This window comes from Gottfriedia sp. NPDC057991 (genome assembly GCF_042886615.1).
In the GTDB taxonomy this organism is placed as follows: domain Bacteria; phylum Bacillota; class Bacilli; order Bacillales; family Bacillaceae_G; genus Gottfriedia.
The window spans coordinates 240436-258772 of the sequence record NZ_JBHVQN010000003.1 but is presented as its reverse complement, the minus strand read 5'-3'; the positions used below and the strand labels follow the sequence as shown (position 1 = coordinate 258772).

Here is an 18337-nt window from a genome sequence, read left to right as displayed (position 1 = left end):
AAAGCCAAAGTCCAATAAAGGTAAAAACCAACCTTTACCGGCCTTTGTCTTTTGCTTGTCGGGGCTTTAGCAAACGCCTTCCACATTTCGTGTTTGAAAGGAGTGATGTGTTTGGTTGATTATGACTATGTATACCGAATAAAAAAAGATTTTGTAGAAAGAAGGAGTAATTTGGAAAAGGTAGAAATGGTTAAATGATGGAAACTTGCTTAAAAATGCTCAAAAAAGCTTTTAGCAAGATATAGATAGAACGGGTATTTTTAAGAAAGTAGAGTAATAGATTTTTAAGTGAAATAATTTTAAAAAGGGGAATTGATGACATGAAAGAAGCAGCTTTTGAAACAAAAATAATACCACCTCATTTGAAACAATACTTATCGGAGCAAAATTATGATCTTTACACGCCAATTGATCATGCTGTATGGCGCTATGTAATGAGACAGAATCATCACGCATTAAAAGATAAAGCACATTCTGCATTTGTCGATGGACTAAAGATGTCAGGAATTGAAACGGAAAAAATTCCAAATGTAGCTGAAATGAACGAGTGCCTTTCAAAAATCGGTTGGGGCGCAGGTATCGTTAATGGATTAATTCCGGGCGCTGCATTTTTTGAACTTTTAGCAAATGGTATTTTACCAATCGCAACTGAAATTAGACAAATAACGAATATAGAATATACACCTGCTCCAGATATTATTCATGAGGCTGCAGGCCACGCGCCAATATTATTTGATCCTGTATTTAGAGAATACGTACAAAAAATTGGATCAATTGGTGCAAAGGCATTTGCTACAAAAGAAAAACAAGAACTATTTGAAGCAGTTAGAAATTTAACGATTGTAATGGAAGATCCAAAATCGACTCCAGAAGAAAAAGCTGCTGCACAAAGATTAGTGGAAGAAAGACAAAAAGCAATTGTTGGAATTTCAGAAGCTGAAAAAATTTCACGCGTATTCTGGAGAACAGTTGAATATGGTCTAATAGGTGAACTAGAAAATCCAAAAATTTACGGTGCTGGTTTATTATCATCAGTAGGTGAAAGCACACATTGCTTTACAGATGCAGTTGAAAGACTACCTTTTTCGATTGAAGCTTCTACATTACAACCAAAAAACATAACTGAAATGCAAGCACAATTATTTGTATGCAAAGATTTCGATGAATTAATGCAAGGCGCTGAAGAATTGGCAAGCATTATGGCATTCCGTGTAGGTGGTACAGAAAGCTTAGATAAAGCTCTTAAATCGAAAAGCGTTGCTACATTTGAATTAAATTCTGGATTAAGTGTAACTGGTATTGTTCATGCAATCGTAAAAGACGAAAACGGTGAAGCAATTTACGTTAATACAACTGGCGAAACAGCACTTTCAATAAACAATAAACAATTAGAAGGTCACGGAAAAGACTACCATGCTAAAGGATTTGGTACACCAATTGGACTTCTAAAAGGAAATATTGAATTAGAAAAATGTGATGATGCTGCACTTGAAAATTTAGGTATTGTCGTAGGGAACTTTGTTGATTTAGAATTCTTAAGCAATGTAAGCGCTTCCGGTAGAATTGTGAATATCATTAAAAATGAAGACAAAGTTGCATTAATCTCATTTGAAGACTGCACTGTTACTTACGAAGGAAAAGAATTATTCAAAAAAGAGTGGGGAACTTTTGATATGGCAGTTGGTTCTCGAGTTGAATCAGCATACCCTGGTGCAGCAGATCCAACGTCTTACTTTAGTGATTCAATTAAAGAAGTAGAGTTTGTAATGGAAACACCTGCCCCATTAACTGAATTAGAAAAATTATATAAAGAAGTTAGAGTAATTAGAGAAAAGAATACATTCTGTGATGACTGTATTTCTAAACTAATTGCTGTGCATAACGAGCTTAATCGTGAACACCAAAATGATTGGTTATTACGATTAGAATTACTTGAAGTAGCTACAGTTAATGCTAAATTAGAGCAAATTGTTGAGCCGCTAAAAGCTGAATTGGAAGCATTAAGAAAAGAGGATTCTTTAAAGAATCTTATTACAAATGGCTTAAAGTTAGTATGATATGTAAGAATATTGGGAAAAGCGTTACTTCTATAGAAGTAATGCTTTTCTTATTTAATAGTTCTGGTAATCTAAAGATATAAATTTTCATAAAAGAAGAGGTGTTATCAATGGCATTTGAAGTAAAAGGAATTGATCATATTCAATTAGTTTGTCCAAAGGGTGGAGAGGACGAAGCTAGAAAATTTTATAATGGAATTTTAGGAATGAAGGAATTGCCAAAGCCGGAAAATTTAAAAGGCAGAGGTGGATGCTGGTTTATTTGTGGTAATCAAGAAATTCATATTAGTATTCAAGAAGATTTTATAGCACCTAAAAAAGCTCATCCTGGATTAATTGTTACAAACATAGAGGCATTAAGAGAGCAACTCCTTCAACTCAACTTAGAAATCAAAGAGGAACCACCAATAGAAGGTCGTACTCGCTTTTTTGTTAATGATCCGTTTGGGAACAGAGTCGAGTTTTTAGAATTTCATTAAGAATAATTGTTAACCACTGTATATAATCAGTGGTTCAGAGTGTTGAAATTTAAAATGGTCAATAGAGAAAACGGACATTAAATGAACATTTATTAATGATGAAATTTTCATTTTTTGGATGATCTATCTATTAATGGTTTTAAATTTTAATATGTTTGAGCAATTTTATGATTCCCCAATAACACTATTAAGTTTTTTTCAGAAGTTAAAAATATAATGAGCTAATTTTTTAGAAAAACAAATTCAATTGATTAGTTTATAATTAATGTTCGATCTTAATTGACCTACAAACTGATTGATAAACAACTGTTAGGATACTCTTAGTAAAGGCTATTTGATTAGGTTTTATTACAGACTTTTTTTGATGAATAAGTTGATTGGAATGGAGGGGTGCTCGACTCCTATGGGAGAAGCGGGAAGGCTGGGACCCCGCAGGCTTGCCGAGGAGGCTCAGGTCTCGCCCCATGGAAAGCGAGCATCCCGTAGTGGAAATCAACATCACTCTACTCCTTTTACGAAAACTTGGTAATTTAATTGACAAGATTGTTTTTCAATAGCGTGACCACTGTATATAAACAGTGGTTTTTTACTTTTAATTAGAGATTTATCGAGAATTAAATTGTTAAAATTGATATGATTTAATTATCAAATACAAAAGAAGGTGCTTCATGGTTAAACAATTAAATTTACCGAAAGAGTTACAAATTTATAAAGAAACAATTGAGTCTACTGTTAAAGATTCAGTTGAAATTGAACCGATCGTAAGAAAGACTTCTTTAATAGAAAGTAAGTTTTCAGGGGACCCTTATTTTCCAGTTAGTATGGAGTATCCAAAGGATGAAAATGAGGAGTCTATGAAATTACTTGCTCAGATAAACTTTTCTGAGTTACCAAAAATAGAAAATTTTCCAACATCGGGATTACTTCAGTTTTATATAGCGATTGATGATCTGTATGGGCAAGATTTTGATCATCCAACTAGTCAAAAAAGCTTTAGAGTAATCTATCATGAAAATATAAATGAAACAAATCTAATTGAAGATTTCTCTTTTATAAATGGTGATGTAAAAGATGAATTTCCAATTGGAAAAGAAGCTGCAATGCATTTTGAATTAACAGCTCAACCAATATCCCCTGAAGCAATGGACTTTGAGAAAATCGACTTAGACGTACCGTTTGACGCAGAAATTGAGCATGACGATTATGAAGAGCTAGGTGAGCTTTATTTTGAATATTTTAGTGGAGATGGTCATCGAATTGGAGGGTATCCATACTTTACTCAGTCAGATCCAAGGGAATATATTAAAAAAACTGAAAATCACTCCATCTTGTTATTACAAATTGATAGTGATGATACAATTGAATGTATGTTTGGCGACGTTGGTGTAGCGAATTTCTTTATTAAAAAAGAAGATTTGTTAAAAAAGGATTTTACTAATGTCCTATACACATGGGATTGTTGTTGAATTTTACTAGATGAAAGAGAGCATTATCCAGCTATAAGCAGGAAGTAGTGAACTTTTTATGGAACTAGTAATGAGTGAATGAAGAGATAATTTAAATAGTCAGAATTATTAAGTAGTTACACTTGTAAAAGTTGCAAGGAGGTTTGTTATGAAATTTATCGCGTTCGAAAATATACACTTAGATGAAGCGGCTAGTCTTTTGGCTATCCGTCATATGTATGACAGAAGTATAAACCCTGAATTACCATCTAAATTTGAAGAGGCTATATATGCTAAGAAAGCTATTGAAGCGCTTTTTAATGAAAAGGATAGTTTTGGTATTGCAGCGATGAAAGATTCTGAGTTAGTTGGCTATATGATTGGGTCAATTCAAACAGATAAAAATCGAGAACGTCATACTTGGATTAAGTATGCAGGGATGGCGATAGCAGAAAGTGAAGATGTAGAATTATATCGCGAATTATATGCAGAGTTTGCCAAGAAAATGGTAGAGCTTGGTTCGTTTAATCATTATGTAATGGTACCAAGTGGAAATAAGTCGACTTTAGATGCTTGGTTTCATATAGGATTTGCCTATGAGCAGGTTCATGGAATATGTGATTTATCAGTTTCGTCGGATCAAGTATTTGAAGGTATACAGATTCGAGGGGCTACTAGTGAAGATGAAAAAAGAATACGTGAATTAGCAACTGTGATCATGGAACACCAAGCGAAGTCACCGGTATTTGCACCAGGGTTTATTGAAGAAAGAGAAGACTATCAGGAAGGTTACGCTGAAATCATTAATGATGAAGCTGCAACGTTATGGTTAGCTCTCTATCAAAATGAGATTGTAGGTTTTCAAGTATTTGAATCAGCGGCAGCATCTGATGAGAATTTATTAACACCTGAATCTTGCATTAGTTTAGTAGTAGGAGCAACGGTCGAATCTTCTCGCGGAATGGGTGTTAGCTCGGCCCTATTACAGCATGGACTTACTTTTGCTGGCAAAGAAGGTTATAAACTTTGCGAAACAGATTGGAGAATAACGAATTTAGAATCCTCGAGATTCTGGCCAAAAAATGGTTTTAAACCGATAGCGTATCGTCTAGTCCGTAAGATTGATCCAAGAATAATATGGGCAACAGGTGTTTAATGGGGCAGGAAAAGCAGGGAAATTAAGGAGTGTAGGAAACAGATGAAATTAGTTGGTAATAATATATATTTAAGGCAGTTAGAAGTCGCAGATGCTGAGGATTTTTTATCATACGAAGTTCGAAATAGAGGGTTTTTTAAACCTTTTACATATATAAAAGACGAGAGTTTCTATACTTTGGAAGCTCAGCAGGATCGCATTAAGTCATATATAGAGAAAAGTGACAACGATCTGTATTATGGCTTTGGTATCTTTTTAAAGGAAACAAATGATTTTATAGGTTTTACGATGCTAGCAGAGGTTTTAAGAGGAGATTTACAAAGTTGTTTTGTTGGTTATTCTTTAGATGAACAACAAAATAGTAAAGGATATACAACTGAAGCTGCAAAGTTAGTTGTAGAATATGCCTTTAATGAATTAAAATTACATCGCATTGAAGCAGGTGTAATGCCTCATAACCTTGGTTCAATTAGAGTATTAGAAAAGGCGGGTTTCCATAAAGAGGGAATTGCCAAGAAAAATGTTCGCATAAACGGGAAATGGGAAGATCACCAAATGCTGGCTATTATTAATGAAAATGAATAACTATCTAACTTTTGGAGGGATTAACATGAATATTATTAGTTATCCAGATTTATCGAGTAGACCACATAGTCTCACTGTGGAACGAGTAATGGAAAATTCATTAGATGTATTGTATGAGGCTTGGACAAATAGATTTGGAGATTGGTTTGCTGCGCCAGGTTCGGTGATTATGAAGGCAGAGGTTAATTCCGTATTTTTCTTTGAGACGCATTTTGAAGATAAACGTCATCCTCATTATGGGCGCTTTTTAAAGCTTGAGCACAATCAACTTGTTGAGATTACTTGGTTCACCTCAGGATCAAAAACGGAGACTGTAGTCACTGTAGAGTTTTCAACAAATGAAAGTGGAGCAGCAGTTATTAAATTGACACATGCAGGTTTCCCAGATGAATTATCAAGAGACCAACACGAGCAAGCGTGGCCGATGGTGCTTGAGCAACTTGATCGTCGAATGAAGGAATTAGCATAAGTATGAAAAAAGAATCATTTCTTTTAGAGCTACAAGTATTAAAAGAAATTGCAGAAATATTAAACGAGGGTACTGATTTACACAGTACCCTCAATTGTGCCTTAGCCAAATTAGTTCAAGTTACGGGTCTAGATACAGGATGGATTTTTTTAATTGATAAAAATGGGGATTTTGAATTAGTCGCTTCACATGAATTACCACCAGCTCTTATGGACGAAGAAGCTAAGCCGATGTGCAATGGAGATTGTTGGTGTGTAAATAAATATAATACAGGCAGACTTAATAAGGCATCAAACATTATGGAATGTAAAAGATTAGAAGACTCAATTATTCATAATTGGGGAGAAACAAATGGTGTCACCCACCATGCGACTGTACCACTGCAAGCAGGTGAAGAATCTTTTGGTTTATTAAATGTTGCTGCTTCTAATAAATTAAAATTTGATCAGGAAGAATTGAATTTATTAGGTGCAGTTGCGTTGCAAATTGGAACGGCAATTAAACGAATTCAACTAACTGAAAAGGTAAAAGAGTTTGAGCTGATTCAAGAACGAAATCGTCTTGCAAAGGACTTACACGATTCAGTTAGTCAATTATTGTTTTCAATTAATGTAACTGCTAAAGCAGGTGCAAATGTATCCGACAGCCCGAAGTTAAAGGATACATTTAGTCATATTCAACAAATTGCCCAAGAAGCACAAGCAGAAATGAAAGCTTTAATATGGCAGCTTAGACCACAAGGTATTGAAAAAGGAATTGTTAGTGCATTAATTAACTATGGTGAAATGCTAGGATTAAGAGTAATTAGTAATGTAAAAGGAACAACAATCTTACCTTCTAAAATTGAAGAAACGTTATGGCGTGTAGGTCAGGAAGCGTTTAATAATTGTAGAAAACATTCAGGACAAAATACGGTATTTTTACAGTTGTCAATCAGTACTAAGAAAGCAAAAATGACGATACGAGATCAAGGTGTAGGTTTTATATGCCCAAAGGACGTACAAATTCCAACATTAGGTTTGAAAAGCATGAAGGAAAGAGTCGAATCGATAAAAGGGTCATTTTTAGTTGAAAGTGATTTGAATAAAGGAACAAAAATTACGACGAATATCCCTTTTTAAGAAGGAGAGTTTTATGTCTATTAAAATATTAATTGCTGATGATCATCATGTAGTTAGGAGAGGACTTATTTTCTTCTTAAATACGCAAGATGATATCGAGGTTATCGGAGAAGCATCGAATGGAGAAGAGGCATTAAGCTTAGTAAAAGAATTAAGACCTGATATTGTTATCATGGATTTAGCGATGCCAGTTCTAGATGGAATTGAGGCAACCAAAAGAATAAAAATAGAGGGCTTGGCTGTTAAAGTAATGATACTAACTAGTTTTTATGATCAAGATCATATTTTACCCGCTATTGAAGCGGGTGCAGCCGGATATTATTTAAAAGATAGTGACCCAGATGAGCTCGTTTCCGCAATCCGAAAGATACACGATGGGGAAAAACAGTTTCATTCGAAGGTTACGACGCAATTAGTTTCTGCTTTAACTGGGAAGATCGAAACAAAGAACGATGAATCATTTCAAGATAAATTAACTAAACGAGAAATGGATGTATTGAAGGAAATTACGAGGGGGAAGAGTAATAAAGAAATAGCAGCATCTTTATTTATTACAGAAAAAACTGTAAAAACCCATGTTTCGAATATTTTAGCCAAGACTCAGCTTCAAGATCGAACCCAACTGGCACTTTACGCAGTTCGAAATGGGATTCTAAAATAGACAGTAGCAAGTAAAGACTTTTAATTTTTAATAGAAAGGAAGAGTTTGATGCGAATTCTTGTATTAGGAGCTGGAGGAATTGGCGGCTATTTTGGAGGACGCTTAGTAGAAAAGGGTGAAGATGTTACATTTCTAGTACGAGCTAATCGGAAAAGGCAGCTAGAGGAAAATGGCTTGATCATTCGTAGTGTTAATGGTGATTTTTCATTTCAACCGAATCTAATTACTGCAAAGAGTCCTGCCGAGATTTTTGACATCGTGCTTTTCTCGACTAAGTCATATCATTTAAGTGACGCTATTTTGGATGTAAAACCGTTCGTAGGTGATCAAACTGTTATTTTACCTCTTTTGAATGGGATTGCTCATCTAAATCCTTTAAAGCAGGCATTTGGTGAAGAAAAAGTTATAGGCGGTTTATGTTTTATTGAAACAACTTTGAATGAAGCTGGGGAAGTTGCTCAAACAAGTAAAGCAGCTAGACTTGTATTTGGTGAGTTCTTAAGTAAAGAAACTGACCGTATTAAAAGAATTGCTGATGCATTTAGTGGTTCAAAAGCTGACTTTGTCCATAGTAAACAGATTGAACGTGATATGTGGCATAAATATTTGTTTATTACTGTAATGTCTGGCGTTACATCTCTTATGCGTGCCCCTATTGGCCCAATTAGAGAAAGTGATGGCGGAAGAGCTACTATCCGTGAATTATTTGAAGAATGTACTAATATTATGAGGTCCCATGGTGCACCGATTTCTGAAAATATTGTGGATGAGCATATGAAATCAATCAATGCACTTGGATATGATATGAAGTCTTCTTTGCAGAGGGATATGGAAAAAGGTTCCTTAGTAGAAGGGGACCATTTGCAAGGGTATTTACTAGAACTTGCAAAGAGAAAGGGCATACCTGCTAAATTACTTGAATTAGTTTATCAAAATATTAAAGTTTATCAAAAAATGAATCAAGAAACCGAACGTCTTTCTGTTTGAAATCTACAACTTTAGTTGTAGATTTTTTTTATTTTTATATACTCCTAAACGTGTAGAAAAGTTCTATCAAACGACTGAAGTTTGGACTTTATTAATTGACTATACTAAAAGTACAAATTAAAGGAGTGGAAAGTATGAAAATTATAATGATCAATGGTAGCCCAAGAAAAGAAGGTCGTACAGGTAAATTAACTACAATCATCTCGAAAAAATACAATGTAAAAACAATTGATTTAAGTGAACTGGTATTACCAATTTATAATGGTCAAGAGGAGCAAAATGAAATAGCAAATATCCAAAAACTAAGATCACAGCTAGAAAATGCTGATGCTATGATCATTGCAACACCGGAATATCACGGTGGAATGAGCGGAGCATTAAAAAACGCTTTTGACTTTTTAGGTAGTAAGCATTTTAAAGATAAGCCAGTTGCAATATTGGCTGTATCCGGTGGAGGAAAGGGAGGAATTAATGCACTTAACAATATGAGAATTGTTTTAAGAGCATTATATGCAAATGTTTTATCGAAACAAGTAGTGATTGATCCATCAGATTTTATATCAGAATGTACTGCGTTAGAAGAAAATACATCTTATTTAGTAGATGGCTTAATTCAAGAATTAAAGCTCTACACACAAATATCAAAAAAGCTAAGCGAAGAATGGGCAACATCCAATTATTAAAGGATAAAGGTGATGAAGATGAAAAATTGGGTTCAGTTTAGAATTGCAAGACCTACAAACCAATTAGCTGAAATAAGTAAATTCTATGGTGAAGGGCTTGGATTAAAAATCGTGGGAGGGTTTCAAAATCATAATGGGTATGATGGGATTATGTTTGGATTACCTGATGTTGAATACCATTTAGAATTTACTCAACATATTGATGGAAGCCCATGTCCTGCCCCAACAAAGGATAATCTTTTAGTATTTTATATACCTCATAAAGCTGAAATAGATCTTGTCATAAACCGATTAAATAATATGGGTTATATTGACGTTGAACCTGAGAATCCTTATTGGCTCGGAAAAGGTATTACATTTGAAGACCCGGATGGATGGAGAATTGTGTTAATGAATACTGAAGGATTGAGGAATACTTAGGATTTTATTTTAAGTTTTAAATATAAAACATACTGAAGAGGGCGTCCATAAGTCAGTTAACCTGACTTATGAGACTCCCTCTTAATTAATTCGGTATAGACTTATGTATATTATTGTGAAAGAAATATACATAAATTGAATTTTACAATTGGCTTAAACTAATGGTCTATCGATTAAGGTAGCGAATTCAAGATCGTGTTCATGATTATCAATGATCGTTGTCATTCCTTTGACAAAGTGAACGTGCTTACCGTTTCCTACTGGAATAGGAGGTCCAGTTTCAATAATAACCTCGTGATGATGATCTAGAAAATCTGTATTTACTATAATTCGATGTATATGACTGTGTCTTCCTACTGGAATGACTTCGCTTGTAACGCCAGCAAAACGATGATTATGTCGGTCTTCACCTTCTTCTGCAAGTTTAGTACTTGCTACGAACTCATGTACATGTGTTTGAGGCTTTTCTTCTTTGGGTTTTACTTCTTTCTCTTCATTAGGCTCTCTTTCATTTTCTTCATTTAGCTCTCTTTCTCTTTCTCTTTCCCTTAGTCTTTTTCGATATTCAAACGGGTCTCTTTTCATAAATTGACGCCCCCTTCGATAAAGATTGTCTTCCTTTTTCATCTTATTAGTACCAGTAAATAAATATGTTTATTAAACGTTAATATTTAGATGTTTTTTTATTTTAAATTATTGAATTACTTTCAAAAAATAAGTAAAATATAGTTAATACTTATAAAAAGAAGGTAGAATGTATGGATTCTTACGATTTAAAAATTATTAATCATTTAATGGATAATTCTAGAATAAAGTGGGCGGATTTAGCTAGTGAGGTTGGCTTGTCAGCTCCGGCTACTGCTGAACGTGTTAATCGATTAGTTGAACAAGGTGTGATTAAAGGATTTGGTGTGCTAGTTGATTCAGAAAAAGTTGGAAGTGAATTAACTGCGTTTGTAGCTGTCTCGCTTGAGCGACCTGAAAATCGAGCGCATTTTTTAGAGCTTGTTAATCAATTAGATGAAGTACAGGAATGTCATCATATTGCAGGTGAAGATGATTATTTACTAAAAATAAAAAGTAGAAATACAAAAGACTTGGATCGTGTAATTAGTCATGAAATAAAAGGGTTAAAGGGCGTAATAAGAACAAAAACAACGATTGTAATGGATACAACGAAAGAAACCTTTCGTCTGCCATTACAAAAACATAAATTTTCTATAGAGTAGGGAGGGCAACATGAATCTTGAATTTTATATAAAAGGATTATTAATTGGCCTATCAATTGCTGCACCTGTTGGCCCAATTGGGGTACTGTGTATCCGTAGAACTTTAGCATATGGAAGAATGGTTGGTTTAGTTTCTGGACTTGGGGCTGCTACTGCTGATGGTATTTATGGTTTAGTTGCAGGCTTTGGATTAACTGTCATTATGAACTTTTTAATTGGTCAGCATTTTTGGATTCAGCTAATCGGTGGCTTTTTCCTTTGTTATCTAGGTGTAAAAACACTTATTTCAAAAGCTAGCTATACTCAATCTGATACACAGAAGAAAAATATGATTAATGCGTTTTTATCAGTTTTATTTTTAACGCTGACAAACCCAATGACGATTCTATCATTTATCGCCATTTTTGCAGGTTTAGGAATCTCGAGTTCAGATAACAATATTGTTTCGTCGGTCATTTTAGTATTAGGTGTTTTTTGTGGTTCAAGTTTATGGTGGATAATATTAAGCAGTGGTGTGGGATTATTTAGAACTCGAATAAATGATCGATCTTTAACATTAATTAACCGTTTATCAGGTATCATTATTATTATTTTTGGTGGCATAGCTTTATATGGATTAATGTAAGTAAGCGTAAGAGGGCATTAAAATGTTATTAATAAAAAGTATTATTTTAGGTTTATCAGTTTCAGCACCTGTAGGCCCTGTTGGTTTATTGTGCATACAAAGAATTTTATCTAGAGGAAAAACAGCTGGATTTATGACAGGATTAGGCGCATCTTCGGCTAACTTATTTTACGCTAGTATTGCCGCATTTGGTTTTTCCATCGTTTCATCATTTTTAATTGAGCAGAAATTTGCTCTTCGAATCGTAGGTGCAATATTTTTACTTTATTTAGGAATAAAAACCTTTCTAAAAAAACCTGCTAAATCTGCCTCAAATTTGAAGGGTGAAAGCATGGTTAGCATGTTTCTCTCCACATTTTTATTAATGATCACAAATCCTGTAACAATATTAAACTTTGTAGCAATGTTTGCAGGACTAGGTTTTGATCAAAGTTCTACATCAATAGGTTCGGCAGTATCACTAATTATAGGTGTTTTTTTAGGAGCGGTTTCTTGGTGGCTTATTTTAAGTAGTGTAGTTAGTTTGTTACGAAATAAAATTACAACTCACTTAGGATTAGTAAATAAATTAGCTGGTTTAATGATTGTTGTTTTAGGAATTATGACATTTATTGAGTAAAGAAAGAAGCTATATACTAATAGCTTCTTTCCTTTTGGATAGATTGTTGTTTTCTAGAATTGAATGGATAGCCCTTTATTTATTGTAAAAAAACATCACATACCAAATTCCGATTGTTAGGAATGCGCCTAAGGCAATAAATATTGCTTTATATACCCAATGAGGCAAGAAGAACAATATAGCACCTATTCCACTAACGCCATTCCCTCCAACACCACTATTTTTTAAACCTGCATGTGCTTCTTTTTTATACATGATTCCAAAGCCAAGTAAAAACAAACCTATTATCGTAAAGCAAATTAGATAAGCAATATCATTTCCATTCATTTTCTTCACCCTTTTTATTAATCTTTCTTATAATTTAAGGATAAATTACCTACTATCACTGTTCAACCATTTTTTTCCATTTTTTAGCTGATTTTAACCATTAAGACACTGGTCAAAGTTTCCTTCTAATAGCAGCCGTTAACGATTTTCTACGGTTTAACTTGCTTCGATCATAAGTTTGTGTAAAATAAATATGATTGACATTTAATGAATGTTGTAACTATAATAGTTACATCGGAGGTTGAATCCTATGAAAATCAGTAGTCGTTTTACCGTTGCTGTTCATATTTTATCTTTAGTCACGATGGAGAATAGTGCGCTTTGTACTTCCGAATGGATTGCAGGAAGTGTAAATACGAATCCAGTCGTAATTAGAAGAGTAATGGGAAAACTTAAGAATGCTGGCTTAATTCAAGTCCGTCGAGGAACCGGTGGAGCTACACTTCAAAAGTCTTTGAGTGAAATTACTCTTTTAGATGTTTACAGAGCGGTTGAAGTTGTAGAAGAAGGAGAACTTTTTCAATTTCATGAGAAACCGAATCCGAATTGTCCAGTAGGTGCAAATATTCAGGCAGTGCTAGAACTGATCTTAAATCGAGCACAAGAAGCAATGGAAAAAATACTGGATGAAGTTACTATGGAAGAATTAGTTACAGTATTAAGCAAAAAAATTGGATAATATCATTCAATTTTTTTTATAAATGATGTAACTATTATCGTTACATCTGTATATTATTTATATTTTTTTTGAATTGGTTATAACTAGTTTAGTTACGACTATGAGGTCAAACAACTTAACAAAACTTTAGGAGGAAAAAAAGATGAAAATTGGTATTATTGGAGCAACAGGAAAAGCAGGAAACCTTATTTTAAAAGAAGCAGTAGAACGAGGACATGAGGTAACAGCAATCGTAAGAGATGCTTCTAAATTAACGAATAAAGAAGTACCAGTATTGGAAAAGGATTTATTAGATTTAAATTCAACTGACTTAAAGCAATTTGATGTTGTCGTAAATGCATTTAAAGCAGCTGAAGGTCAAGAGCATCTATATATTGAAGCTGGGAATGGCTTAATAAATGCGTTAAAAGATGCAAGAGATACTAAATTAATCGTAGTCGGTGGAGCAGGAAGCTTGTATGTTGATGAAGACAAAACGATTCAATTAGTGGACACACCTGAATTTCCAAAAGAATATTATGCTACTGCATCAAATATGACAAAAAGTCTTCATGACTTACAAAAAACAACTGATATTAAGTGGACGTTTATTAGTCCAGCGGCATTTTTTGATCCGAATGGTAAACGTACTGGAGCTTATCAAAAAGGAAAAGACAATTTTATTGTTAATAAAAAAGGTAATAGCTATGTAAGTTATGCTGACTATGCCATTGCATTACTAGACGAAATTGAAAATCCTCAGCACTTAAATGAGCGATTTACATTGGTTTCTGAAGCAGAATAAGCTTCAATCAGTCTGAAAATCAAATTTTAGGGACACACAGAAGCGATTCTTTATGAGAATCGCTTTTGCTCTTTATAAAAATAAAAAGGACCTCATAATTTGAAGTCCACCAAGTTAATTAATGTGCAATTATTATCTATATTTGTTTCTTTTTATAACCATAAAAATACATACTTAGAGGCCACCAAATAACTGCAAATATTGGATATACTGCCCAAATAGTATCTGGGGATGAAATGATATTTACAATGATAAAGAAAATACTAATTAGTATGCTAGCTGTAAACGAAAATGCTACAAACGCTTTTCTTTTCGCATAATAAATTGATAATGGCCACCAAATAATTGCGAATGCCGGATAAATGACCCAAGGATATTCTGGAGAAGCGATAAAATTCAATAATCCATAATATGCGATTGTAATGATACTGCCAAGGAGAGCAATCGATAAAGTTCTAGCCTTCTTACCTAAATGCATGAAGATTGGCCAACTAATAATAGGAAAAGCGGCATAGAAGAACCAAAGATAATCAGGTGAGTGAATTAAGTTTTCCGTTAACAAGAATGCAAGGAGTACGATACTGCCAAAGAGTGAGAATTGCTTCATCGATCTTTTTCCAATGAAGTATAAACTAATTGGCCAAAATAAAATGAAAAAGCATGGGTAAATGAACCAAATCGTGTTAGGAGATGTAATAAAATTAACGAGCATAAAAAAGACCATTGTCATAATGCAGCCTGCAGTTGCAAAACCGATATAATTTTTCATTGTTACTCACCTCACTTTTTACGTTGCCAGTAGAAATACATTGAAAGGGGCCACCATAATAATCCAAAGGTTGGGTATACAAACCATATGGTCTTTGGAGTATAGTAAAAATTAATAAATAAGAAAAAAGCGATCAGTAAACCACTACCCCAAATTGAGTAAGATAAATTTAGCTTTGCAAAATTTGACTTTTTGCTATCTGGTTTTCTAACACCAAGTTCACTCTTTAATTCCTCAATATCACCAAATTCTACAATTGCTTTGTTTATAGCATCTTCTTCTTCCTTACCATTTTCCATTAAAAACATGACTTTTTCTTCTAAGTTTTGAATGATCTCTTGTTTAACTATTTCTGATTGTTCAGTTTTAGGAACATCTTTAAATAGTTCTTCAATATGATTTCTAATTTTTTTCATCGTATCTCCTCCATAAATAAATCAATTATTTCTTTTACTTCCTGCCATTCTTTTACTAATTCACCTAAATATGCTTTACCTAATGAAGTAATTTTGTAATATTTTCTTTTTCCACCGTGTGTAATATCGCCAAAATAAGCTTCCACTAATTCCTTTTTTTCTAAGCGCTGAAATACAGCGTATAATGTTGCTTCTTTTATTTGAAAACGATTGTCTGTCCGTAATCCAATTTCTTGAGAAATCTCATATCCATAGCGGTCTTTCTCAGAAATGAGTTTTAATATGATTGAGTCAAGATGCCCGCGTATGATGTCACTTCTAACCATAATTCACCTTCTAAAATATTATTCTATCTGATAGAGTAATGTTAACAATAATTACTCTATCTGTCAAAGTAATTTTATGTAATTCTGTTTATGACTATTCGAGAGAAATGATAAGCCCGTCCGAAGCCAATATAAAATAATTATTTTTTCTTTGTCCTGCTCTACTATATGTCACATTTTTTGTATTTCATTCGTCTTAATTAGTGAAGAAAAGGAAAGGGAGAGAGAATAGTATGAATTTAAATCAAATAGATGGTCATCAAAAATGGGATGTTACTGTATTAGGTGGTGGTATTGCGGGGTTAACTGCTTCGATCTACTTAGCTCAAGCAGGTAAAAAAGTACTTCTATTGGATAAAGCAACTAAATTAGGTGGGAGAGGTATTTCTAATACAATTGGCGATGCGCATTTAAATCTTGGAGCACACGCATTATATACAAACTGTATCGAAATTTTAAATGAAGTAGGTGTTACTGTTTCTGGCAAACTTCCAAAATTGAGTGGTGCATTTATTCTTGGAGATCAATTTAATCAAATGAAAATAATCGAGGCATTTAATTTATTTTTGGGTAATCATTTAAAATGGAAAGAAAAAATGGAATTTATTCGTTTTTACCGACATATTCGTAAAATGGATTTAGATGAAATCAATCATATTAGTTTAGAAGAATATTTAAATAGAAGAATTACAAGTCTGAATGTAAAGAATTTATTTTTAGCCTTTATACGCGTATCTACCTTTACAAGTAATTCTGAATTGATAAGTGCCGGAGTGGCAATTGGTCAGCTTCGTAGTGCGAAAGTAATGTATATAAACGAAGGATGGCAATCGATTGTTAACGACCTAATTAAAAAGGCGAATCAACTTGGTGTTACGATTCAAAATAGTACTGTAGTATCTACAATTACTGGCTCTTATCCTAACTTAAATCTTTTCTTGAAAAATGATACTAGAATCAACACTAGCTGTTTGTTATCAACTATTAACCCAATTGATTTAGTTAAGTTAATAGATGAGCCAGTTTCAGATTCATTTTTACAAAAATGTAATCAAATGATTCCAGTAAAAGCTGCATGCCTTGACCTTGTAATGAAAGGTTTACCAAATCCAAAACTCAATTTTGCTTTAGGTGTTGATCAACCATGGTATTTTTCAAATCATTCAACAGTAGCTAAATTATCGAAAGAAGGAGAAATTGTAGTCCACATCATGAAATATTTAAACTCAGGTTTTGAAACAGATTCCTCAAAAGATGAGGAAGAGTTAGAAAGTTTACTTGATTTAGTTCAACCAGGTTGGAGAGAGTATGTCATTTCACGTCGCTATCTTCCTAAGCTTGTTGTTTCCAATGACATAAAAAAGCCATTTCATAAATTAGACAACAATTTATCAAATAATGAAGTAGGCTTAGAAGGAATTTACGTTGCAGGAGACTGGATAGGGGAGACAGAACTTTTATTGAATGCATCACTAAAGAGTGCTAAAAATGCTACTAAACTTATAAATGAGAAGCTTGAACTTCAACTAATTTAAGATAGAGGAGAAGATACTTCATGGAAGTAGATTATCTATATTCTCAATATAAACCACTTTTATTTTCAATAGGATATAGTATGCTAGGTTCGGTTGAGGATTCGGAGGATTTGGTGCAGGATACTTTTCTCACAGTTCAAAAGATGAATCAATCAACCACAAAAGAAGAGCCGAATAATATAAAAGCATTTCTATGTAAAGTTATGACAAATCGTTGCTTGGATTTATTAAAATCCTCAAAAAATAAACGTGAAGTTTATATAGGACCGTGGCTTCCAGAACCGATTATTCAAAACTTACCTGAAGATATACATGATGATCCGATGGAAAAGATGATTTTAGATGAAACGATAACCTATGCCTTTTTAGTTTTACTTGAACAGTTAAATCCAACCGAAAGAGCAGTATTTGTTTTACGTGAAGCCTTTCAGTTTGACTTTCGTACAATCGCAAATATTTTAAATAAAACTGAATTGAATTGCCGTAAAATATTCAGTAGACTTCAACGCAAAGTTCAAAGTAAGGATGTAGTTGAAAAACGAGATCTAAATCAAGAACTAGCCATTGCAAAACGATTTATTGAAGCTGCTGAAACAGGTAATTTAGAGATGCTAATATCACTTTTAACGGAAGATATCGTACTAGTAACTGATGCTGGTGGTAAAACGAAAGCTGCTCTTCGTCCAATCAATCTACAGAAAAATGTTATTGCATTCCTTGTTGGAGTGAGGAAGAAAATTAACTCTCCATCCGAAATCGAAATTGCTTTGATCAATAATCAAATTGGATTAATTGTTAAAAGTGAAGGCGAGGAGCCAACCGTAATTTGTTTTGAAATAGAAGGAGACCGTTATCGAAGTATTTATATGGTTCGAAATCCGGATAAGATAAGATTTTTAGGTTGATTATCAAGAGCATTTTAAACATTAGAAGAGGGTATCCCATTTTTATGGGAGCCCTTGTTT

At 33.5% G+C, this 18337-nt stretch carries 23 protein-coding genes; 18 read left to right on the top strand and 5 right to left on the bottom strand.

Translation table 11 applies throughout. The annotated features are described in order from the left end of the window. The first annotated feature begins 320 nt into the window (after window positions 1-320). The 11 genes from ACFVR2_RS12725 to ACFVR2_RS12675 all read left to right on the top strand — a co-directional run bounded on the left by ACFVR2_RS12725 (window position 321) and on the right by ACFVR2_RS12675 (window position 10063). Window positions 321-2057 (top strand): aromatic amino acid hydroxylase, encoded by a 1737-nt coding sequence (locus tag ACFVR2_RS12725; protein WP_387362176.1) that lies wholly within the window; start codon window positions 321-323, stop codon window positions 2055-2057. 110 nt (window positions 2058-2167) lie between these two features. Then, window positions 2168-2536 carry a VOC family protein gene (locus ACFVR2_RS12720; protein ID WP_387362174.1) on the top strand — a complete coding sequence of 123 codons (369 nt, stop codon included), beginning with the start codon at window positions 2168-2170 and terminating at the stop codon, window positions 2534-2536. A gap of 668 nt (window positions 2537-3204) precedes the next feature. Next, entirely contained in the window at window positions 3205-4002 is a 798-nt protein-coding gene (locus tag ACFVR2_RS12715) for a YwqG family protein (RefSeq protein ID WP_387362172.1), read from the top strand. Window positions 4003-4150: 148 nt separating this feature from the next. Further along, complete coding sequence (locus ACFVR2_RS12710; protein WP_387362170.1) at window positions 4151-5137, top strand: GNAT family N-acetyltransferase; 987 nt, start codon at window positions 4151-4153, stop codon at window positions 5135-5137. 42 nt (window positions 5138-5179) lie between these two features. Next, window positions 5180-5722: a GNAT family N-acetyltransferase gene (locus tag ACFVR2_RS12705; protein ID WP_387362168.1), complete on the top strand. Its 543-nt coding sequence runs from the start codon at window positions 5180-5182 to the stop codon at window positions 5720-5722. Window positions 5723-5747: 25 nt separating this feature from the next. Then, the gene (locus ACFVR2_RS12700) at window positions 5748-6191 is read left to right on the top strand and encodes an SRPBCC family protein (RefSeq protein WP_387362166.1); all 444 of its coding nucleotides are present in this window, start codon (window positions 5748-5750) and stop codon (window positions 6189-6191) included. Between the two features lie 2 nt (window positions 6192-6193). Beyond that, window positions 6194-7312: a GAF domain-containing sensor histidine kinase gene (locus ACFVR2_RS12695; protein ID WP_387362164.1), complete on the top strand. Its 1119-nt coding sequence runs from the start codon at window positions 6194-6196 to the stop codon at window positions 7310-7312. A gap of 13 nt (window positions 7313-7325) precedes the next feature. Further along, window positions 7326-7973, top strand: a complete 648-nt coding sequence (locus tag ACFVR2_RS12690) for a response regulator (protein ID WP_056469707.1) — start codon at window positions 7326-7328, stop codon at window positions 7971-7973. Between the two features lie 48 nt (window positions 7974-8021). Next, complete coding sequence (panE, locus tag ACFVR2_RS12685; RefSeq protein ID WP_387362162.1) at window positions 8022-8960, top strand: 2-dehydropantoate 2-reductase; 939 nt, start codon at window positions 8022-8024, stop codon at window positions 8958-8960. A gap of 134 nt (window positions 8961-9094) precedes the next feature. Beyond that, the gene (locus ACFVR2_RS12680; RefSeq protein WP_387362160.1) at window positions 9095-9643 is read left to right on the top strand and encodes an NADPH-dependent FMN reductase; all 549 of its coding nucleotides are present in this window, start codon (window positions 9095-9097) and stop codon (window positions 9641-9643) included. An 18-nt stretch (window positions 9644-9661) separates the two neighbouring features. After that, on the top strand, window positions 9662-10063 hold the full coding sequence (locus ACFVR2_RS12675; protein WP_387362158.1) for a VOC family protein: 402 nt from the start codon (window positions 9662-9664) through the stop codon (window positions 10061-10063). A gap of 153 nt (window positions 10064-10216) precedes the next feature. Here the strand turns inward: ACFVR2_RS12675 and ACFVR2_RS12670 are convergent, their stop codons facing one another. Further along, window positions 10217-10648 carry a YmaF family protein gene (locus ACFVR2_RS12670; RefSeq protein ID WP_387362156.1) on the bottom strand — a complete coding sequence of 144 codons (432 nt, stop codon included), beginning with the start codon at window positions 10646-10648 and terminating at the stop codon, window positions 10217-10219. A 173-nt stretch (window positions 10649-10821) separates the two neighbouring features. Here ACFVR2_RS12670 and ACFVR2_RS12665 point away from each other — a divergent pair, with 173 nt between their 5' ends. From ACFVR2_RS12665 to ACFVR2_RS12655, 3 genes are read left to right on the top strand one after another with little or no spacing between them, the layout of a single operon-like run. After that, window positions 10822-11292 (top strand): Lrp/AsnC family transcriptional regulator, encoded by a 471-nt coding sequence (locus ACFVR2_RS12665; RefSeq protein ID WP_387362154.1) that lies wholly within the window; start codon window positions 10822-10824, stop codon window positions 11290-11292. A 10-nt stretch (window positions 11293-11302) separates the two neighbouring features. Continuing rightward, window positions 11303-11917, top strand: coding sequence for a LysE family translocator (locus ACFVR2_RS12660; RefSeq protein WP_387362152.1), 615 nt, complete (start codon window positions 11303-11305; stop codon window positions 11915-11917). Window positions 11918-11939: 22 nt separating this feature from the next. Continuing rightward, on the top strand, window positions 11940-12536 hold the full coding sequence (locus ACFVR2_RS12655) for a LysE family translocator (protein WP_387362150.1): 597 nt from the start codon (window positions 11940-11942) through the stop codon (window positions 12534-12536). 75 nt (window positions 12537-12611) lie between these two features. Here ACFVR2_RS12655 and ACFVR2_RS12650 read toward each other — a convergent pair whose 3' ends face one another. Beyond that, on the bottom strand, window positions 12612-12863 hold the full coding sequence (locus ACFVR2_RS12650) for a hypothetical protein (RefSeq protein ID WP_387362148.1): 252 nt from the start codon (window positions 12861-12863) through the stop codon (window positions 12612-12614). Between the two features lie 250 nt (window positions 12864-13113). Between ACFVR2_RS12650 and ACFVR2_RS12645 the strand changes: the two genes are divergently transcribed. After that, window positions 13114-13542 carry an Rrf2 family transcriptional regulator gene (locus ACFVR2_RS12645; RefSeq protein ID WP_387362146.1) on the top strand — a complete coding sequence of 143 codons (429 nt, stop codon included), beginning with the start codon at window positions 13114-13116 and terminating at the stop codon, window positions 13540-13542. 142 nt (window positions 13543-13684) lie between these two features. Further along, the gene (locus tag ACFVR2_RS12640; RefSeq protein ID WP_387362144.1) at window positions 13685-14326 is read left to right on the top strand and encodes an NAD(P)-dependent oxidoreductase; all 642 of its coding nucleotides are present in this window, start codon (window positions 13685-13687) and stop codon (window positions 14324-14326) included. A gap of 136 nt (window positions 14327-14462) precedes the next feature. Here the strand turns inward: ACFVR2_RS12640 and ACFVR2_RS12635 are convergent, their stop codons facing one another. The 3 genes from ACFVR2_RS12635 to ACFVR2_RS12625 are packed head-to-tail and all read right to left on the bottom strand — an operon-like array spanning window position 14463 to window position 15837. Beyond that, window positions 14463-15095, bottom strand: a complete 633-nt coding sequence (locus ACFVR2_RS12635; RefSeq protein WP_387362142.1) for a hypothetical protein — start codon at window positions 15093-15095, stop codon at window positions 14463-14465. Window positions 15096-15106: 11 nt separating this feature from the next. Further along, window positions 15107-15511, bottom strand: a complete 405-nt coding sequence (locus tag ACFVR2_RS12630; protein ID WP_056469743.1) for a permease prefix domain 1-containing protein — start codon at window positions 15509-15511, stop codon at window positions 15107-15109. Continuing rightward, window positions 15508-15837: a PadR family transcriptional regulator gene (locus tag ACFVR2_RS12625; RefSeq protein WP_387362140.1), complete on the bottom strand. Its 330-nt coding sequence runs from the start codon at window positions 15835-15837 to the stop codon at window positions 15508-15510. Before ACFVR2_RS12625 ends, ACFVR2_RS12630 begins: the two co-directional genes overlap by 4 nt. Window positions 15838-16070: 233 nt before the next feature. On the opposite strand from ACFVR2_RS12625, the gene ACFVR2_RS12620 reads away from it, so the two are divergent. Next, a complete protein-coding gene (locus ACFVR2_RS12620; RefSeq protein ID WP_387362138.1) occupies window positions 16071-17372 on the top strand; it encodes an NAD(P)-binding protein in 1302 nt (433 codons plus the stop codon). Window positions 17373-17392: 20 nt separating this feature from the next. Beyond that, window positions 17393-18277, top strand: a complete 885-nt coding sequence (gene sigJ / locus ACFVR2_RS12615) for an RNA polymerase sigma factor SigJ (RefSeq protein WP_387362136.1) — start codon at window positions 17393-17395, stop codon at window positions 18275-18277. The last annotated feature ends 60 nt before the right edge of the window (window positions 18278-18337 follow it).

Excerpts from the sequence above, each read along its gene's own strand:
- ACFVR2_RS12620 (WP_387362138.1), top strand. The coding sequence starts at position 16,071 with ATGAATTTAAATCAAATAGATGGTCATCAAAAATGGGATGTTACTGTA.
- ACFVR2_RS12680 (WP_387362160.1), top strand. The coding sequence starts at position 9,095 with ATGAAAATTATAATGATCAATGGTAGCCCAAGAAAAGAAGGTCGTACA.
- ACFVR2_RS12725 (WP_387362176.1), top strand. The coding sequence starts at position 321 with ATGAAAGAAGCAGCTTTTGAAACAAAAATAATACCACCTCATTTGAAA.
- ACFVR2_RS12705 (WP_387362168.1), top strand. The coding sequence starts at position 5,180 with ATGAAATTAGTTGGTAATAATATATATTTAAGGCAGTTAGAAGTCGCA.
- ACFVR2_RS12635 (WP_387362142.1), bottom strand. The coding sequence starts at position 15,095 with ATGAAAAATTATATCGGTTTTGCAACTGCAGGCTGCATTATGACAATG.
- ACFVR2_RS12695 (WP_387362164.1), top strand. The coding sequence starts at position 6,194 with ATGAAAAAAGAATCATTTCTTTTAGAGCTACAAGTATTAAAAGAAATT.
- ACFVR2_RS12670 (WP_387362156.1), bottom strand. The coding sequence starts at position 10,648 with ATGAAAAGAGACCCGTTTGAATATCGAAAAAGACTAAGGGAAAGAGAA.
- ACFVR2_RS12630 (WP_056469743.1), bottom strand. The coding sequence starts at position 15,511 with ATGAAAAAAATTAGAAATCATATTGAAGAACTATTTAAAGATGTTCCT.
- ACFVR2_RS12675 (WP_387362158.1), top strand. The coding sequence starts at position 9,662 with ATGAAAAATTGGGTTCAGTTTAGAATTGCAAGACCTACAAACCAATTA.
- ACFVR2_RS12640 (WP_387362144.1), top strand. The coding sequence starts at position 13,685 with ATGAAAATTGGTATTATTGGAGCAACAGGAAAAGCAGGAAACCTTATT.
- ACFVR2_RS12715 (WP_387362172.1), top strand. The coding sequence starts at position 3,205 with ATGGTTAAACAATTAAATTTACCGAAAGAGTTACAAATTTATAAAGAA.
- ACFVR2_RS12690 (WP_056469707.1), top strand. The coding sequence starts at position 7,326 with ATGTCTATTAAAATATTAATTGCTGATGATCATCATGTAGTTAGGAGA.
- sigJ (WP_387362136.1), top strand. The coding sequence starts at position 17,393 with ATGGAAGTAGATTATCTATATTCTCAATATAAACCACTTTTATTTTCA.
- ACFVR2_RS12700 (WP_387362166.1), top strand. The coding sequence starts at position 5,748 with ATGAATATTATTAGTTATCCAGATTTATCGAGTAGACCACATAGTCTC.
- ACFVR2_RS12660 (WP_387362152.1), top strand. The coding sequence starts at position 11,303 with ATGAATCTTGAATTTTATATAAAAGGATTATTAATTGGCCTATCAATT.
- ACFVR2_RS12655 (WP_387362150.1), top strand. The coding sequence starts at position 11,940 with ATGTTATTAATAAAAAGTATTATTTTAGGTTTATCAGTTTCAGCACCT.
- ACFVR2_RS12625 (WP_387362140.1), bottom strand. The coding sequence starts at position 15,837 with ATGGTTAGAAGTGACATCATACGCGGGCATCTTGACTCAATCATATTA.
- panE (WP_387362162.1), top strand. The coding sequence starts at position 8,022 with ATGCGAATTCTTGTATTAGGAGCTGGAGGAATTGGCGGCTATTTTGGA.
- ACFVR2_RS12645 (WP_387362146.1), top strand. The coding sequence starts at position 13,114 with ATGAAAATCAGTAGTCGTTTTACCGTTGCTGTTCATATTTTATCTTTA.
- ACFVR2_RS12650 (WP_387362148.1), bottom strand. The coding sequence starts at position 12,863 with ATGAATGGAAATGATATTGCTTATCTAATTTGCTTTACGATAATAGGT.
- ACFVR2_RS12665 (WP_387362154.1), top strand. The coding sequence starts at position 10,822 with ATGGATTCTTACGATTTAAAAATTATTAATCATTTAATGGATAATTCT.
- ACFVR2_RS12720 (WP_387362174.1), top strand. The coding sequence starts at position 2,168 with ATGGCATTTGAAGTAAAAGGAATTGATCATATTCAATTAGTTTGTCCA.
- ACFVR2_RS12710 (WP_387362170.1), top strand. The coding sequence starts at position 4,151 with ATGAAATTTATCGCGTTCGAAAATATACACTTAGATGAAGCGGCTAGT.